4 protein-coding genes are annotated in these 19,192 nt (G+C 75.3%); all 4 read left to right on the top strand.

The window, feature by feature from the left end:
* Window positions 1-13: 13 nt before the first annotated feature.
* Genes KPL59_RS25525 through KPL59_RS25510 form a run of 4 tightly spaced genes read left to right on the top strand, consistent with a single transcriptional unit; the run spans window position 14 to window position 19,191 of the window.
* Window positions 14-1,171, top strand: coding sequence for an SRPBCC family protein (locus tag KPL59_RS25525; protein WP_226362280.1), 1,158 nt, complete (start codon window positions 14-16; stop codon window positions 1,169-1,171).
* Window positions 1,168-5,088, top strand: coding sequence for an amino acid adenylation domain-containing protein (locus KPL59_RS25520; protein WP_308187949.1), 3,921 nt, complete (start codon window positions 1,168-1,170; stop codon window positions 5,086-5,088). Before KPL59_RS25525 ends, KPL59_RS25520 begins: the two co-directional genes overlap by 4 nt.
* Window positions 5,030-10,525: a polyketide synthase gene (locus KPL59_RS25515; RefSeq protein WP_308187948.1), complete on the top strand. Its 5,496-nt coding sequence runs from the start codon at window positions 5,030-5,032 to the stop codon at window positions 10,523-10,525. Before KPL59_RS25520 ends, KPL59_RS25515 begins: the two co-directional genes overlap by 59 nt.
* A complete protein-coding gene (locus tag KPL59_RS25510) occupies window positions 10,522-19,191 on the top strand; it encodes an SDR family NAD(P)-dependent oxidoreductase (protein WP_226362279.1) in 8,670 nt (2,889 codons plus the stop codon). The genes KPL59_RS25515 and KPL59_RS25510 overlap by 4 nt, the downstream gene beginning before the upstream one ends.
* Window position 19,192 lies beyond the last annotated feature (1 nt).

The raw sequence follows: 19,192 nt of genomic DNA, 5'->3' as shown, positions 1-19,192 counted from the left end.
CGAGGAGCCCACGATGACCAGCGTCCCCAGCATGTTCGACCGCATCGGTGAGCAGGATCCCGACCGCGACTACTTCGCCACCGGCGGTACCGGCCGCTCCCACGAGTTCTACACCGGCGAGGAGCAGTTCCGCCGGGAGATGAAGGAGATCTACGGCCGTCGTTGGCTCCCCGTCGACCACGTGTCGCGGCTCGGCGACAAGGGCAGCTACACGACGCTCGACATCGGCACCGGCTCCATCCTGCTGATCCACGGCGACGAGGGTGTCCAGGCCTTCCACAACTACTGCCGGCACCGCGGCTACAAGCTCGTCGAGGAGCCGACCGGGCGGCGCCAGAGCATCGTCTGCCTCTACCACTGCTGGGTCTACGACCGGAACGGGGCGTTGAAGAGCCTCAACGGCACCTATCTGGACCACTTCTTCGACAAGGGCGAGAACGGTCTGATCCCGATCCGCACCGAGATCCGCTTCGGTCTGGTGTTCGTCTGCTTCTCCGACGACGCCCCGGACCTCGACGACGCGCTCGCCGAGTTCGGCGAGTTCGCCCGTGCCTACGAGCTCGCCGACCTCCGGGTCGTGCAGGCCAAGGACTATCCCGTCGCGTCGAACTGGAAGCTGGTCGCCCACAACGTCAACGAGAGTCTGCACTTCCCGACCGCGCACAAGGACCTGCACCGCGTCACGGACTTCGACGACGCGGGCACCTACATGCTCGGTGGGGACCTCGTGGGTGCCTGGCAGGTCATCCGCGAGGGCTACAACTCGGTGTCCTCGACCGGACGCAGCGAGAGGCGCCCGATCCCGTCGGTTCCCGAGGGCGACCTGCAGAAGATCAACTGGATCACGATCCTCCCGAACCTGCTGTTCGGCTTCACGGCGGACTACGTGATGGCGCAGTGGGTGTGGCCGGAGAGCCCCGCGACCTGCACCGTCCGCCACTTCTGGCTCTTCCACCCGTCGGAGACCGCTCGTCCCGACTTCTCCCACGAAGCGGTCTTCGCCCTGTGGGACAAGGCCAACCACGAGGACTGGGAGCTGTGCGAGCGCACCCACCGGGGGCTGTCGAACCCGCTGTGGAGCCCCGGACAGCTCTCGCTCGACGAGGAGGTCGTGTCCCAGATCGACGCCTGGGTCGCCCGGGCCACCGGGGGAACGGGGACTGCGACGTGAGCGCCCGCTGCCACCTCCTGGGCGGGACGCGGGTCCTCACGCGCTGTGGTGACGCGCTGCTGGCGGCCGGGGCGACCGTCCGCGGTGTGTTCAGCGACGACCCGTTGGTCGAGGCGTGGGCGTCCGGGCACGGCATCCCCTGCCGCCCGGCGTCGTCCGACCTGGTCGCCGCGCTGTCGGCCGAGCCGGCCGACTTCCTGTTCAGCATCGTCAACCAGCAGGTCCTCTCCCCGGAGGTGCTCGCACTGCCGGCGATAGCGGCGGTGAACTTCCACGACGGTCCGCTCCCGCGCTACGCCGGCAGCAACGTCGCGGCCTGGGCGGTCTTCGACGGCGCGGTCCGGCACGCGGTGACCTGGCACGTCATGGCGGAGCAGGTCGACGCGGGGGCGGTGCTCGCCGAGCGGTGGTTCCCGGTACGGCCCCACGCGACCGGCCTGTCGCTCACCTGGGAGTCCACCGAGGCGGGAATCGCGCTGTTCGGCGAGATCGTCGACGACCTCGCACGGCGGTCGCTGCCGACCCCGGTCGACGTGGCCGGACGTGACCGGCGGTTCCACCGGCGCTCGGCCCGGATGGACGACGGGCTCGTCCACCCCGGCACCCCGGCCGACCGGGCGGAGCGGCTGGGCCGGGCGATGGACTTCGGCTCCTTCCCGAACCCGCTGGGCATCCCGGCTGTGCTGACCGGCGCCGGGGCGGTGCTGTGCCGTCAGCTGCGGGCGGCCGCGCGGGACGCGCACCGGGCCGCTCCCGCTGTCGCCGCCGTTCTCCCGTCCTCGATCACCGTGTCCGGCACCGACGCCGACCTGGTCCTCTCGGACTTCCTCGACCCGGACGGCAGCAGCCTGTCCGGGACCGCCGCGGCGCAGCGGCTCGGGGCGGTCGTGGGCGCGCCGTTGCCGCCCGTCGACGCGCCGCGGCTCGCCGCCGTCGCCGCGACGCTCGACGCGGTGCGCCGGCACGAGACCTGGTGGCGGGACCGGCTCGACCGGATCCGTCCCCTCCCGATCTCCGCCGGCGACTTCTCCGCCGCGACGGCCCACTACACCCGGCTGCCGTTGACCCTGGTGCCCGCCGCGCCCGAGGAGACCGCTGTCGTCGAGCAGTCCCTGTTGCGCGTGCTGTCCCGGCGCACCGGTGCCCGGAGCTTCGACGTGGCCTGGTCGACGGCCGCGGCGCAGGAGTCGGGACGGATCACCTCCCAGCTGGTGGTGGAACGCGTCCCGGTCCGCTGGGACGACTCGGACCGCCACACCTTCGAGCGCGCCTGCGCCGAGGCCGACGAGCGGGTGGGCTACGTCGCCGACCTGGAGATCCGCGCCGGGCTCGCTCCCCGCCCGCTCGGCTCCGACCTGCCCTCCTTCACCCGGGCGGCGCTGCTGCGCCGCGAGCACGAGCAGGACGCGTCCATCGACTCGGACACCGAGGTGGCGCTGGTGTCGGTGGCGGGGACCGCCCCGCTCCTGTGCGTGCGCGCGACGTGGCTGGACGGGGCCGCCGCGCTCGAGCTGGCCGAGGAGGTCGAGGAGGCGGCCCGACAGGCACTCGCCGGCACCGAGCCGGCCGAGCACGTCGTCGCGGTCCCCACCGCGGACCCGCAGGAGGATCCCGCACCGGCACCGACGGTGCTGGACCTGTTCGACGCCGTCGTGGCGAGCCGCCCGAACGCGGACGCCGTCCGCTGTGGAGGACGGACGCTCAGCTACACCGAGCTGGACCGCTGGGGCGACGCGGTCGCGGCCTCGCTGTACGAGGCCGGCGTCGGCCCGGGCGACGTCGTCGGGGTCCTGTCCGACCGGGGGCCCGACCTGCTGCCGGCGCTGCTCGGTGTGCTGCGCTGCGGCGCGGCGTTCCTCCCGCTCGACCCGGGATTCCCCCGGGAGCGGCTGCAGCGCTACCTCGAGGTGGCAGGGGCGGGCCCCGTCCTCGTCGACGAGGCGTGCGAAGGACTCGGCCGTGAGCTCGGCGAGGTGCGGCGCATCGGACCCGACGACGGGCGGGCGCTCGCCGTCCCGCCCGTCGTGCGACCCGGTGACCTCGCCTACGTGCTGTTCACCAGTGGTTCCACCGGTGAGCCCAAGGGCGTGGAGATCGAGCACGCCGCGCTGGGCAACTTCCTGACCGGGATCGCCGGTGTGCTGGGGAGCGCCCCCGGTGACCGCGTCCTCGCCCACACGACACTGGCGTTCGACATCTCCTTGCTGGAGCTGCTCCTGCCCCTGACCACCGGCGGCAGTGTGGTGCTCGCCTCGCGCGCCGAGGCCTCGGACCCGGCGCGGCTGTCGGGGCTGCTGGCCGACGTCGTCGTCGCCCAGGCGACCCCCAGCCTCTGGCGCATCCTGCTCGACGCCGGCTGGACACCGCACCCGGACCTGACGGTGCTGTCCGGTGGCGAGGCCCTCCCCCGGTCGGTCGCCGAGAAGCTCCTCGGCGGACGGGCCCTCTGGAACCTCTACGGCCCCACCGAGGCGACCATCTGGGTCTCCTGCGCCAGGATCGACGACCCCGCAGTGATCGGCCTCGGGGCGGCCCTGCCCGGGATCGGGCTGCACGTGCTCGACGACGACCTCGCACCGGTCGCCCCAGGAGGGACCGGGCAGCTCCACCTCTCGGGAGCCGGGCTCGCCCGCGGCTACGTGAACCGCCCCGACCGCACCGCCGAGGTGTTCGTGCGCGACCCGCGCAGCGGCACCCGGTACTACCGGACCGGTGACCTGGTCGCGGTGCATCCCGACGGCGGCCTGGAGTGGCTCGGACGGGTGGACGCGCAGGTCAAGGTCCGCGGGTTCCGTATCGAGCCCGGCGAGATCGAGGCGGTGCTCGAATGCCACCCGTCGGTCGGCTCCGCGGTCGTCGTGGCGACGGCCTTCGAAGGCACCGGCGAGCCTGCGCTGACCGCCTACCTCACGACGAGGGGCGACTGCGACCGCGAGGATCTGGTCGCGGCGCTGCGCCGCGAGCTGCCCGGTTACATGATCCCCGCTGCCTTCGTCCCGATCGAGCGGTTCCCGCTCACCGGCAAGGGCAAGATCGACCGGGCACGGCTGCCGGTCCCCACCCGGGACACCGTCCTGAGCGCCGGCGTCGCGCGGCCCGCGGTCGCGCCGCCGGCGGTCGAGCCCGTCCTGCCCGTCGAGACCGCCCGACCGGCAGGAGCCGTCGCAGCACCGGCCCCGGCCGATCCGGTGGCCGTGACCGGCGAGGTGCTCGGCGAGGTGCTGGGCATCGCGGCGCTGGGGGCGACCGACGGCTTCTTCGACCTGGGCGGTAACTCGATCACCGTCGTCACCGCGGCCACCGCACTCACCCGCCGGCTCGGGACCGCGGTCGGGCCGACGGACATCCTCGCGACCGGAACCCCGGCGCGGCTGGCCGAGCTCCTCGGCCTGTCCGGGCCGTCCCGGGGGAAGGCCGACGTCGTCGCCGGTAGGAGCACGCCTGCGCCCACCGCGACGCACACCCCGCCACCGACGACGGACACGGGCGAGCGCGGCGTGCCGTCCGTGCCGGTGCACGACCGGCACGCGGTGGTGCCTCCACGGGAGACGGCCGCCGACGAGCCGATCGCCGTGGTGGGCATGGCCTGCCGGTTCCCCGGCGCGGCCACCCCGGACGAGTTCTGGGCGTCCCTGACCGCCGGTCACGTCTCGATCGGCACGGCCCCGGTCGGGCACCGGGGCTGGGGCTCACTGTGGTCCGACGACGACCCGACCACGGCCGGCTGGCTGGCCGGCGTCGAGCTGTTCGACGCGGACCGCTTCGGGATGTCGGACCGCGAGGCCCGCCGTACCGACCCGCTGCAGCGGCTGCTGCTCACCGTCACCGCGGAGGCCGTCGAGTCGGCCGCACGATCCGGTGTCCCTCGGACGTCGCACCGGGGTGTTCGTCGGGACCATCGCCAGCGACTTCGGTGAGCTCGTGGCCGCCGCTGACGGCCACGCCGACCCGCACGCGGCGACCGGCTCGGCGATGGCGCTGCTCGCGAACCGGGTCTCCCACGTCTTCGACTGGACCGGCCCGAGCTTCTGCCTGGACACCGCCTGCTCCTCGTCCCTGGTCGCCCTGCACCAGGCGGTGCTGCAGCTGCGCGCCCGGCAGAGCGACGCGGCCGTGGTCGCGGCGGCCAATCTCATCCTCACCCCGTCCAAGTCCCGGTCCTTCGCGCGCAACGGGATGCTCTCGCCGCGCGGCCGCTGCCGGGCGTTCGACGAGGAGGCCGACGGGTACGTCCGCGGTGAGGGCGCCGCCGCCGTCGTCCTGAAGCGGTACTCCGACGCCGTCCGTGACGGCGACGCCGTCCTGGCCGTGGTCCGCGGCGTCGCGGTGAACCACACCGGTGCCAGCACCGGATTCCTCACCGCTCCGAACGGGCCGGCCCAGACCGAGGTCGTCCGGGAGGCGCTGTCGGCCGCGGGGATCGGCCCGCACGGCATCGGCTACGTCGAGGCGCACGGCACCGGGACCCGGCTCGGCGACCTGGTCGAGCTCGAGGCACTCGGCGATGCCCTCGGCCCGGCCGCCGCAGGATCGGTGCCGATCGGCTCCGTGAAGAGCAACATCGGCCACCTGGAGCCCGCCGCGGGGCTGGCGGGTCTGATCAAGACCGTGCTGGCCCTGCAGGCCGGCAGGGTTCCGGGGACGCCCGGGATCGAGACCCCGAACGCCCGCTTCCGGTTCGAGAACTCGCCGCTGTTCGTCCCGGACCGAACCGTTCCCTGGACGGGTCCCCGGGTGGCGGGGGTCAGCAGCTTCGGGTTCGGCGGGGTCAACGCACACGCGGTGCTCGCCGCCGCCCCCGCCGCGGTGCACGACGACGGCGTCCTCGGGCTGCTGGTGCTCTCGGCCGGCTCGGAACGCGCGCTGCACCGGCTCGCCGAGCGGTTCCTGATGCTCCTGCGGTCCGAGCACCGTCCCGCGATCGCGGCGTTGTGCGCCACCGCGCTGCGCCGTCGCCACGGTCACCACCGGTTCGCCTGCGTCGTCGACTCGGCGGAGCAGGCGGAGGACAAGCTGATGCTGTTCCTCGCGGGCAACCGCGACAGTCGGTCGAGCCACACCGGGGTCACGAACCCCACGGCGCCGCCGGGGACGTTCTCCGTGACCGGCGTGGACCGCACGGACCTCGACGAGGCGGCGAGGCGGTTCGTCGCGGGTGAGCACCCCGTGGTCACCGGACCCGCACGCACGGTGCGGATCCCGACCGTTCCCCTGGAGGAGCGCCACCTCTGGATGGAACGTCCGGCCGCGGCCCCCGCCGCGATCACCGCAACGGCGCGGCGCGGGGGGCCGGCCCATCCCGGCGCGGCTCTGGGCGCCGTCGCATCGTTGTTCGGCGGGCTCCGCGAACGCGAGTGGGCCGACCTCCCCGAGGCCGAGGGTCACGTGGTGCTGGGGTCCCGGGTGCTGCCGGGCGCGGCGTACCCGCAGAAGGTCGTGGACCTGCGCGGAGGGCTGCCCCTCGCGCTGCAGGACATGACGTTCCGGGCCGTGGTCAGCCCTCCCACCGGCCTGACCGGGCGGCTCGAGGACGGGGCCGTTCGGTTCCGCGACGACGCCGGGGTCCTGGTGTGCGACGCCCGGCTGCTCGACACCGTCCCGGCGCGGCCGGTCGTCCCGGCCCCGTCCGACGGTGTCCCGGCCGATGTCGCCGCGTTCCATCTCGACCTGGAGCGGCACGGCCTGCACTACGGCGAGCGGTTCCGCTGCCTGCACACACTCGTCGTGGGCGACGGGGTCGCCTCCGGCGAGCTCGCGCTGGTGGGCGACGGCACCGCTGCCCTCGAACCGACCCTCATCGACGGCGCCTTCCAGGTCGCGCTCGCCGCCTGCGGCACGTCGGGCCTCTACGTGCCGTTCTCCGTGCAGCGGCTGGCCGTGTACGGGCCGCTGCCCTCGCGGGTCACCGTGCACGCACAGCGGGTCGACCGCGGCACCGGGGAGGACCGCACCGTCACCGCCGACATCACCGTCAGCGCGGACGGGCAGGTGCTCCTGCGGGCCGAACGGGTGACCTGGACCCGCCTCACCGCGGCGGAGGGCACCGCACCCGGGAGCGACGCGACCGGGTCGGCCGCGGACGGTCCGGGTCCCGGCGGGACGACCGTGCCGCCACGGGCACCCGCGTCGAACGGGGCGCCGGCTGCCGGTCCGGTGCGGGACGCCGGCGGAGGGAGCCGGGTGCCCGTGGGCGCGCGGGACCTCGGGACCGCTGTGGCGGAGTGGGTCGCCCGGGCGTTGGAGGTGGATCCCGCCGAGATCGAGCCCGACCGGCCGCTGCAGGACCTCGGTCTGGACTCGATGCTGGCCGTGTCCGTCGCCCAGGACCTGCGGGACCGGCTCGGTGTGGCCCTTCCGATGACGCTGGTGCTGGAGGTCGGCACGCTGGACGGGCTGGTGCGGGAGCTGGCCGAGGTCTACGGCGTGACGTCCGCGCCCGGGTCCGACGGCGACGCCGGTTCCGACGACGGGGCCGGTTCCGACGACGGGGCCGGGACCGGCGGGCCCCCCGGGTCGGATCGCACACCGCCTCCGACGCCGGTCGACCCGCCGGTCGCCGCGCCAGCGGATCCCGCGCCGCCGGTCCCCGCCCCCGCGGCGGCCCGGAGCACCGGGCGGGGTCCGCGAGGTCCGGTGTCCGACGACCGCGACCTGCACGACATCGCGATCATCGGCGTCGACGGGGTGTTCCCGGGCGCCGGGGACGTCGACCGGCTGTGGGACGTGCTCGTCGAGGGCCGCGACTGCCTGAGCGAGGTACCCGCAGACCGTTGGAACCTCGACGAGTACTACGCGACCGACTCGACCCCCGGCACCGTGTACCTGCGCCGTGCGGGGTTCGTCGACGACCTGGAGGGGTTCGACGCGTCGTTCTTCCGGGTCGCACCGGCCGACGCGGGCTGGATGGACCCGCAACAGCGTCACCTGATCCAGTCGGCCTGGCGGGCGCTGGAGGACGCCGGTCTGTCGGGGCGTACCGCGGACACCACCGTCGGCGTCTACGTCGGCGCCAGCTACCAGCACTACCGGGACCAGGTCGTGGGTGACGTGGTCCAGACCGCCGCCGGGCTCGGCAACCACAACGCCATGCTGGCGAACCGCGTGAGCTGGTTCATGGACCTCCACGGTCCCAGCATGACCATCGACACGCTCTGTTCGTCGTCGCTGGTCGCCCTGCACACCGCCGTCCGCAGCCTGCGTGAGGGCGAGTGCGGCGTCGCGCTCGTCGCCGGGGTCCACATGGCCCTGTCGCCGCAGTACTTCCAGCTCGGCTCGCGTCTGCGGTCGTTCTCCCCCACCGGGTCGTCACGGGCGTTCGACGACGGCGCCGACGGCTTCGTCCCGGGAGAGGGTGTCGTCACCGTGGTGCTCAAGCCGCTGCGCGACGCGCTCGTCGACGGGGACCCCGTCCACGCCGTCGTCACCGGCACCGCGGTCAACCACGGCGGCCGGGCCGCCGGGCTGACGGTGCCCACCACCAACGCCCAACGCGACGTCGTCGACGCCGCCCTGCGCGACGCCGGGGTGTCCCCGGACTCCATCTCGCTGGTGGAGGCGCACGGCACCGGGACCGGGCTGGGCGACCCCATCGAGATCGACGGGCTGACCCGGGCATGGCGCCGGCACACCGACCGCCGCCAGTTCTGCGCGATCGGCTCGGTCAAGTCGAACATCGGCCATCTCGAGCCTGCCGCGGGCCTGGCCGGGCTCGTCAAGATCCTGCTCGCCCTCGAACACCGGACGATTCCCGCGACCCTCAACCTCGCCCGGCCGAACGACCACATCCGGTTCGAGGACACCCCGTTCTTCCCCGTGGTCGACCCCCTGCCCTGGCACCGGGACGAGCGGCCCCGTCGAGCAGCGCTGTCCGCGTTCGGGATGGGCGGGGTCAACGCGCACGTCATCATCGAGGAGCCGCCGGCGCGCACCGACCCCCCGCGTCCGGGCGAGCGGCCCGACGGTTCGCACCTGCTGCGGGTCACGGCGCCGTCCGAGGACGGTCTGCGTGCCGTGGCCGCGGCCTACGCAGGCCACCTGCGGGCCCGTCCTGCCGACCGGGTCGACGACGTCGCGCGTACCGCCAACACCGGGCGGGCGGGGCACGGGCTGCGGCTGCTGCTGCATGCCCGCGGCCGGGACGGGATGGTCGCCGCCCTGGACTCCGTCGCCGAGGGTCGGGGGCCCGTGCCGGCACGTGCCCGCCGCGCGCGCACCCCGGTCACCTTCGCCTTCACCGGCCAGGGGGCCCAGTGGCCGGGTATGGCCCGGGAGCTCCGCCGGTCCGAGCCGATCTGCGCGGCGGTGCTCGACGAGTGCGCCGCGGTCCTGCGCGGTCACCTCGACGTGCCGTTGGAGACCCTCCTGGAGGAGGATCCCCTCGTCGGAACCGACCGGGCCCAGCCCGCGATCGTGGCGACCCAGGTCGCCCTGGTCACGCTGCTCCGCAGCTGGGGTGTACACCCCGACGCGGTCGTCGGTCACAGCGTCGGTGAGCTGACGGCCGCCTGGGCCGCGGGCGTGCTGGACCTGCCCGACCTCATGCGGGCCACCGCCCTGCGCGGCCGGCTGATGGCCTCCGCGCCCGGGCCCGGCGCGATGGCCGTCGTCCGCGGTGACGTCGACACCGCGCGGGAGGCGATCGCGGCCCATCCGGACCTGGAGATCGCGGCCGACAACGGTCCCGGCGCGACGACCGTCACGGGCCCGGCCGTCGCGATGGCCGCGTTCCTGGACTCGGGCACGGTGCGGGCCACCGCGCTGCCCGTCGCGCACGCCTTCCACTCGGCGGCGATGGCCGGCGTCGTCGGCCCGTTCGCCGACCATCTCGCGGGACTGGCGCTGCATCCGCCGTCGATCCCGTTCGCCTCGACCGCGAGCGGACGCCTGCACACCCCCGGGACCGCCACCGACCCGACCTCCTACGCGGGAGCGGTCCGTGCTCCGGTCCTGTTCGGACCGGCGGCGGCGGAGCTCGACGCCCGTGTCCCGGACGAGCAGGACCACGTCTGGTGGGAGATCGGCCCACAACCCGCGCTGCTCCCGCTGCTGCGCCGGATCGCCTCCCCGCGCGACGGGCGGACCCGGTTCCGCTCCACGCTGCGCCGGGAGGAGGGCACGGCACCGCTGCACCGTGCCCTGGCCGACCACCACGACGAGACCGACGCGACGCTGGACCCGGCTGCCCACCACCGGGGCAAGCCGCACGTCGGCGTGCGGATCCCGACCTATCCGTTCGCCCGCATCCGGCACTCCGCCCTGCCCGACGCGTCCGTGGTGGGCGCCCCGGGCGACGGCGCCGCGGGAGCGGCCGGCCACCCCTTCCTCGACGGACGTTCCGGAGGCCTGGCGTCATGACCGACTCGCAGCTGCTCCAGCTGACCCTCACCGAGGCCGACCCGCTGGTCGGCGAGCACCGCAAGGACGGCAGGGCGCTGCTCCCGGCCGCCGTGCAGATCGAGCTGGCGCTGGTCGCCGCGGGCGGCACCGAGCTGCGGGGCGTGTCGTTCCGCAGGCCGGTCGTGGTGCCGCCGGACGCGACGACGACGGTGCGGGTCGTCCGCTCCGGGGAGGGCGCCGGGTCCGTGGAGCTCCTGGCGGACGGGACGAGCGGACCGGTCGGGGCGGCGACCCCGTCCGCCGCCGCGTCGCCGCCCGGCACGGCACCACCCGCCGTGGCTGGTACGACCTGGGACCCGCACCTGGTGTACGCGGCCTGGTCGGGGGCCGGCCTGGAGTACGGACCCTCCTACCGCACGCTGACCTCACTGGTCGTCGGTGACGGGGCGGCGGAAGCCGTGCTGCGCAGCGCGGACGCCCGTCCGTGGATCGGGCACCCGCTGCTTCTCGACGGGGTCCTGCAGCTGTCGTCGGTGGTCCTGCAGGAGGCGACGGCGCCGGGAGGACTGCGCCCGCTGTACCCGGTCGGGGTGGACCGGCTCGTGGTGCACGCACCCCTGCGTGGTCCGGAGGTGTCGGTCCGCGCGTGGCGCACTGCGCTGGCCGAGCACGGGACGGGCCGCGGTGACGCCGTGGTCCTCGACGGGACCGGCCGGGTCGTGGCCGAGCTGGTGGGGCTGCGGATGCGTGGGGTCCCCACGACGGCCGCCGCACCGTCGGAGGCCGTCACGGCCAGGACCCCGGCCCCTGCACCTGCACCTGCTCCGATGAGGGTTCTGCGCTGGTCGCCGTCCGGACCCGGTTCCGCACCGGCACCCGGCGGCCGCTGGGTGGTCCTGCACCACGGCGGCCCACGGTCCCCCGGTGCCGAGGCCGCCGCTGCGTTGCGGGCGGCCGGCTCCCGGGTGGAGGAGGTCGCGGACGGGATCCCCGACCTCGACGGGCTCACCCGCCTCTGGGACGAGGCAGCTGCCGGACGGCTGGACGGAGTCGTCATGGCGACCGCGGTCGGGGACCCCGCCGACGACGGGGAGCGGGACCTTCTCGAGGCATTGCACGTCGTCCGGTCCCTCACCGAGCGTCGCCGGAAGGGACTGCGGCTCGTCGTGCTCACCGAGCGGGCCGCCGCGGCGGCCCCGGACGACCGGCCCGACCCCGGCCGCGCGTCGGTCTGGGGGTTGCTGCGGACCGCGGCCGTCGAGTACCCCGCGCTGTCGCTGCGGATGATCGATCTCGCCGGCACCGGGACCGTGGGTGCCGATGATCTGGGGATCGGCCCGGCCGAGAGCGCGATCCGGGGCGGGGTACGACTGTGCCCCGCCTGGGAGCCCCTGCCCGCCGGGCCCGGGACCGCACTGCCTGTCCGGGCCGACGGCGCCTACCTCGTGCTCGGCGGGCACGGCGGGCTCGTGCTCGCCGTGGCGGAACGGTTCGCCCGTGACGGCGCCGGCGAGATCCACCTGGTGAGCCGGTCGGGGGGCTCGCGGCTCGCCCCGTCGGCGACCACCGCGATCGCCGCACACGGCGCCCTCGTCCGGTCGCACGCGGTGGACGTCGCAGTACCCGGCGCCCTCGCCGAGCTCGTCGCCGGACTGGGCGGGCGGCCCCTGCGCGGAGTCGTGCACGCGGCGGGGGTGCTGCGCGACGGCCTGCTGCGGGGTGTGTCCGCCGCGGACCTGCGCTCGGTGGTCGCGCCGAAGGCCGACGGTCTGCGCGAGCTCGTCGCCGCCGTCGACGGGGTCGAGCTGGACCTCGCGGTGCTGTTCGGGTCGGTGTCGGGCGCGTTCGGCAACCTCGGGCAGGCCGGGTACGCCGCGGCGAACGCCCACCTCGACGGTGCCGCCCACCTGCTCGGCGCACCGTGGATCAGCATCGACTGGGGGCTGTGGGGCGAGACCGGGATGGGTGTGGAGGTCGCCGCGCAGCTCCGCCGTCGGGGGGTGGAGCCGCTGGGCACGGTCGAGGGTCTCGACGCGCTGACCGCCGCGGTCCTGTCCGGCGAACGACAGGTGGTGGTGGCCCACCCCGACCGAGCACCCGGTACCGAGGAGGCCCGTCCCGACGCGCCCCCGGCCGCGTCGGCCCGCCCGGCCGATCCGAGCCCGGCACCGCCGCCGGCCGCCGGCACCGACCCGCTCACCGCCGAGGTCACCGCCGAGGTCACCGCCGCGCTGGTCGACCGCCTGGGTGCCGAGGACCTGGCCCCCGACACCTCGTTCGCCGAGTTCGGCATGGACTCGATCACGAGTGTCGAGCTGACCGAGGCCCTCGGTGCGCGCTGGGGCCTGACCCTGCCCCCCACGCTCTTCCTGGAGCATCCCGACGTGCGCAGCGTCGTCGACGCGCTCCGCGACCGGCACAGCGTCGCACCGGCATCCGGAGTCCCCACACCAGACCCCGCTCCCGCGGCCGATGTCTCCCGGGCCGGGCGGCCCGGGCCGCGGCGGGAGCCGCCCGAGGGCGCGATCGCCGTCGTCGCGGTGTCCGGCGACCTGCCCGGCGCCGAGGACCTCGACGACTTCTGGGCGATGCTGCGGCGGGGCGACGACGCCTTCGGCCCCGTCCCGGCCGACCGTTTCGACATCGGCGAGGTCCTGCAGGACCGGGACACCGCCACGACCGGCACCTACTGCGGCAACGGCGCGTTCGTCCGCGACATCGACCGTCTCGACCCGCGGTTCTTCGAGCTCGCCGTCCGTGAGGTCGCCGAGATGGACCCGCAGCAGAAGCTGCTGCTGGAGCACGCCTGGTCGGTCGTGCAGGAAGGCGGAGCGGCGGACCGGCGCGACGTCGGTGTGTTCGTCGGGGCCACCTACACCCACCACCGTGACGCGGCCGGCCTCGACCGGGTCGGGCCGCACACCGCCCTGGGCTCGATGAACGCGTTGCTCGCCAACCGGATCTCCTACGCGCTCGACCTGACCGGGCCCTCGATGACCGTGGACACGCTGTGCTCGTCCTCGCTCGTCGCCCTGGAGCAGGCGGTGTCGGCGCTGCGGGCCGGCCGGTGCTCGACCGCCGTCGTCGCTGCCTGCCACGTCGGTCTCACCTCGTGGTACTACCGCAGTCTCAGCCGCCTCGGCGCGCTCTCCGCAAACCTGCCGCGCCCGTTCGACGCCGCGGCGGACGGCTTCGTCCCCGGCGAGGGTGCGGTGGCAGTCCTGCTCCGGCCACTGGCCGACGCACTCCGCGACGGCGACCACGTCTGGGGGGTCATCCGTGGGGTCGCCACCAACCACGGAGGTCGTGCGGGCGCCCTCTCGGTCCCACGCAGCGCTGCGCAGGCCGACGTACTGCGGGCCGCACTCGCCGACGCCGGGCTCTCCCCGTCGTCGGTGGACCACGTGGAGACCCACGGAACGGCGACCCCGCTCGGCGACCCGATCGAGATCGCCGCACTGGCCGAGGTGTTCGGGCCGGACCGGGCCGCACCGGTGCTGCTCGGCGCGCTGAAGGGCAACATCGGGCACCTCGAACCGGCCAGCGGGCTCGCCTCCCTGGTCAAGGTGCTGCTGTCCCTGCGTCACGGCGAGATCCCGCCCGTCGCCGGACACCGTGGGCCCGGCGAGCGGCTCCGACTGCCCGCGGGCGTGCTGGCGATCCCCACCACATCGACCGCCTGGCCGGCCGGCGACCGGCCCCGGCGGGCCGGGATCAGCGCGTTCGGCATGGGCGGCACCAATGCCCACGTCGTCGTCGAGGACTGGCCGGAGCCCGTCGCAACCGTTCACGACCCGGGCGCGGCCGGGGTCCTGCACGTGTCCGCGCACACGCCGGAGGCCTTGACCCGGCGCCTCACCGACCTGCTCGCCGCCGTGCACGACGGCCTCGACCCCGGAGTGCTGCACACCTCTGCCGGGGTGGGCCGCAGGCACCTGGCGCTGCGGGTGGCGATCGTCGCCCGCGGTGCCGAGGAGCTGGCCGACGGGCTGCGCCGCGCGCTCGGGTGCGGGCCGGGGTCCGTCGTGCACCCCGACGGGGCGGACGACACCGTCGCTGGACTCGCGCAGACCGCCCGGGTCTGGGTCGACGGCGGCCCCCGCGGCCCCCTCGGCCCGGGAGCCGCCGCGCGGCGTGCGCCACTGCCGTCCTACCCGTTCCGTACGCCGGCGCCCCCCTCGCCGTCCACCGCCCCCGACCCGGCCGGAGCCGCCGCGCTGATCGCGGGACACGAGGTCTTCGGGCAGCCCACGGTGCCCGCGGCGCTGCTGTTGTCCCTGGGCCTCGATCGGGCCCCGGTGCTGCGTGACGTCGAGTTCCCCGCCCGAGGGACGGCGACGTCCCTGCCCGAGCACGACCTGGACGACATCATCGACGGTGCGGTCGCGACCCTGCACCAGCAGGGCCGGGTGATCGCCCGGCTGCGTCCGGAGCCCGGTCCGACGCAGGTGCCCGCCCCCGACGTGACACCGTGCCCCCGCGTGCTCGACCCTGCCGGGCTGTACGCGTGGTTCGACACCCACGGCACCCGGTATGCGCCAGCACTGCGCCGCATCGGCGGTATCCGGCACGGCGAGGGGGCGGTCGCCGCCGATCTGCTGCCGGGGGCGGGACCGGCGACCGACCGGGTCACCGCCGTCGACGCGGCGCTGCAGGCCATGGCGGTGCTGACCCTGGGAGATCCCACACTGTCCGACACCACCCTCCTTCCGGTGGGCATCGGCCGGGTCACCGCGACCGGTGATCCCGCCGAGGCGCTCTCGCTCCGGTTGCGCTCGCGAGGGTGGCAGGACGGCACGCACGTCGCCGATGCGTGGCTGCTGGGCGTCGACGGCCCGGTCCTCGTCCTGGAGGGCATCCGGTTCCGGCCGGTGGCCGGCACCGGCGGAGCATCACCGCCCGCAGATGCCCCCGGGACGTCGCTCACCCCGGAGGGTCTGCTGGAGATCCTGCGCAGGGTCCTCGCCGACCCCTCGGTCACGGTGACCACGCCGCTGTCCGCGGTGGGGATGGACTCCCTGCTCGCCGGCGAGATCGCGGCCGAGATCGGGGCTGCCGCGGGCACCCCGGTGTCGGCGGTCGAGGTACTCGCCGCCCGCGACGGCCGTGCCCTCGCCGACGCGCTCGGGCTCGAGGTCGGCCCGTCCGCCACCCGGGAGGACGCCGCCCTCCGGTCCACCCACCAGGACCGCGCGGACGAGCCGTCCCTCGCTCCCCTGACCGCGGACCCCGCGCTCGTCGAGGCGGTGGAGGAGGCGGTGGCCCCCGCGGTGTCCGCGCGCAGGCGGCCGCCCGTCGCACCGTCGGGGGACCGCCACGACATCGCCGTCATCGGCCTCGCGGGTGTCCTGCCCGGTGCCGACGACATCGACAGCCTGTGGCCGTTGCTGCGAGACGAGAGCGATGCCCTGCGGCCGGCGCCCGCGGATCGGTGGGACCGGCCGGACCGGCCGGTCGGCGGGTTCGTCGACGGCGTCGCCGGCTTCGACGCCGACCTGTTCGGACTTCACCCGCGCCAGGCCCGCCTGCTCGACCCGCAGGCACGGTGGCTGCTGCGCACGGCCTGGCAGGCGTGGGAGTCGGCCGGCGTCGACCCGACCTCCGCGCCCCGCCGGACCGGGGTCTTCGTCGGTGCCAGCTACCAGCACTACCGCGAGTTCAACGTGGACCGTGAGCTGGACGCCGCCGCGGGCCTGGGGAACCACAACGCCTTCCTGGCGAACCGGGTCAGCTGGTTCTTCGACCTGCACGGCCCGAGCCTCACCGTGGACACCCTGTGCTCGTCGTCGCTGGTCGCGCTGCACACCGCCTCGCGCAGCCTGCGCGACGGCGAGTGCGACCACGCCGTCGTCGGTGGGGTGCGGCTCGCACTGTCGCCGCTGCACTACACGGCGATGACCAACCTGGGGGCACTGTCCCCCAGCGGGTCCCCACGGGCGTTCGACCAGGACGCCGACGGGTTCGTGCCCGGGGAGGGCGCCGTGACCGTCGTCCTCCGACCGCTCCACGACGCACTCGCCGACGGCGACCCGGTGCACGCCGTCATCACCGGCACCGCGGTCAACCACGGCGGCCGGACGTCCGGTCTGACCGTGCCTGCGGTGTCGGGGCAGCAGGAAGTGATCACCGCGGCGCTGCGCGATGCCGGCGTGTCCCCCGACACCATCAGCTACCTCGAGGCCCACGGCACCGGGACTGCCCTCGGCGACCCGGTCGAGATCGACGCGCTCACCCGCGCGTGGGCTCCCCACACCACCCGGCGGCAGTACTGCGCGATCGGGTCGGTCAAGACGAACATCGGTCATCTCGAGCCGGCCGCGGGACTCGCGGGACTCGCCAAGATCATCCTCGCCCTCCGGCACGACACCCTTCCGCCCACCCGCAACCTGGACCGACCCAACGAGCACATCCGCTTCGAGCGCACGCCGTTCCACCCCCTCTTCACCCCCACCCCCTGGCGCCGCAACGGCACCCCCCGCCGCGCCGCTCTCTCGGCCTTCGGCATGGGCGGCGTCAACGCCCACGTCGTCATCGAGGAGCCGCCGCCGATCGGGCCGCGCACACCGGTCCCGCCCCGGGAACACGCGTTGCGGATCTCCGCGGCGACCGAGGAGGGCGTACGCCGACTGGCTCGTTCCTACGCCGACCGGATCGGCGACACCGGCGACGACACCGGTCGCGGCACCGGAGACGACACCGGAGACGACACCGACCTCGCCGACGTCGTGCACACCGCCAACACCGGACGCGCCGAGCTCTCCCACCGCGCCGCCGTCGCCGGTGGGTCCGCGGCCGAGCTGCGCGCCGGGCTGCTGGCAGTGGCCGACGGGACCGCCCCGGTGGTGTGCGGCGGGGGCGCTCCGCCACCGGTGGCGCCACGGGACACGGCGGACCTGGTCGCCGCGGCATCGACCGGTGCCGACGGGCTGGACTGGTCGCTCTTCTCGGCACCGACCGCACGACGGACCGCGGTGCCCGGTTACCCCTTCGCCGACGAGGACCACTGGAACACGGTCGGGCGGCCGCCGCAGGACCCGGTGATCGCACCGTCCGCCGCCCGTCCGGTGTGGCGTACGGCGTGCGTCCCACCGGCCCGGCCCCCGGCCGGACTGTCCGTCTTCGTCGAGGGGGGAACCGTCCCGCGGGCGACCCTGATCGCCCGGCTCGTCTCCGACGGCTGCGTTCCCGCCACGGCGCTGTCCACCGCCGACGCCGTGGTCGTGCTCGACGACCCGGATTCCACCACGGCCACGTTCTGGGACCGGCTGCGCAGCGTCGCCGCTGGTCTGCGGACCGGCGCGGCCTGTCTGTGGGTGCTGCACGGCGCCGCGGCCGTCGGGTCGCAGGAGAGGCCCGAGCTGCGACCGTGGTCGGTCGCGCGCGGCGCCGCCGTACGCGCGGCGGCCGCGGAACGCGGCTGGTCGGCGGCCAGCGTGGACGTCCGGGGCGACGATCCCCGGGCGGTGGAGGCGCTGCCCGGCGAGCTGTACTCGCTCGTGACCGGGCAACCCGCCGAACCGGAGGAGCGGGCGCTGCGGTCCGGTGATCGTCTGCAGCGCAGCCACGAGCCGCTCCCGGGTCCGGCCCCCCGCGACGCCGACGCGTCCGGCTTCCACCTGGTGATCGGCGGTCACGGAGCGGTGGGCCGCGAGCTCGTCGCGGCGCTGGCCGCCCACGGGGCACGGGCGATCGGGGTGGTCGGCCGTTCGGCCGTCGAGCCACCGACCGTCCCCGGTGCGGAGGTGGCCTGCGACCGCGCCGACGTGACCGACCCGGACGGGCTCGACGCCGTCGTGACCCGGTTCGTCGAGCGGTGGGGGCCCCTGCGCGGGATCGTCCACTGCTCCGGGGTGGTGAACCCGGTGGGAGCGCTCACCCGCCGGAGCCCCGCGGACGCCGAACGGGTGCTCGCCCCGAAGTGCGCCGGTTCCGACGTGGTCGTCGCGCTCGCCCGCCGGCACACCGCACGCTGGGTCGTACTGGTGTCGTCCATCGCGGGCTGGCTCCCGGAGGCCGGCCGCGGGGTGGTCGACTACGCCGCCGCGAACGCCTACCAGCTCGCCATGGCCGAACGGGAGGACGGCCCGTCACTGCGGGTGACCGCACACGCCTGGCCCGACTGGACGGGCACCGGCATGGCCGCCGATCCGGCCTTCGCCGCCCGCCACTCGCTCACGCCGCAGGAGGGCCGGGCCGCGTTCGGTGCCTCGTTCGACCTCGGCGGTGCGGTGGTGCTCCTCGGCGCCGCCACCTGCCCCGGCGACGGTGACCCGGTCCCGGCGGCGCCCGGCTCCCCTCTCCACGGGGTCGGGCCGAAGGGGGCCGCCGTCCTCGGCGCCACGGCGCCGGATCGTGCACGGGCGGTCTCTGCGGTCTCCGGAGCGTTCCGGGCGGTGCTGGGCGAGGACCCCGGGGAGGTCGCGCTCGAGGCACTGGGCCTGGACTCCATCACGGTCGCCGAGCTCGCCGCGGCGATCGAGTCCCGCACCGGCAGCCCGCTGGACCCCTCGGTGCTGTTGCGGGCCCGCGGCGTCGCCGACGTCGTCGACGTCGTCGCCGGCACGGCACCGCGCTCCCCGTCCACCACGGCGGGCCGCACCCCCGCGGCGACGGCACCGGGGGCCGATCTCCGGACCCTGCTGACCGAACTCGACGACACCCCTCGCACGGACGGGAAGGCCTGAC

Origin of the sequence: Pseudonocardia sp. ICBG1142 (genome assembly GCF_020496255.1) — a bacterium.
In the GTDB taxonomy this organism is placed as follows: Bacteria; Actinomycetota; Actinomycetes; order Mycobacteriales; family Pseudonocardiaceae; genus Pseudonocardia.
The sequence above is the reverse complement of the archived record's forward strand: the minus strand, read 5'-3'. Positions and strand labels throughout refer to the sequence as shown.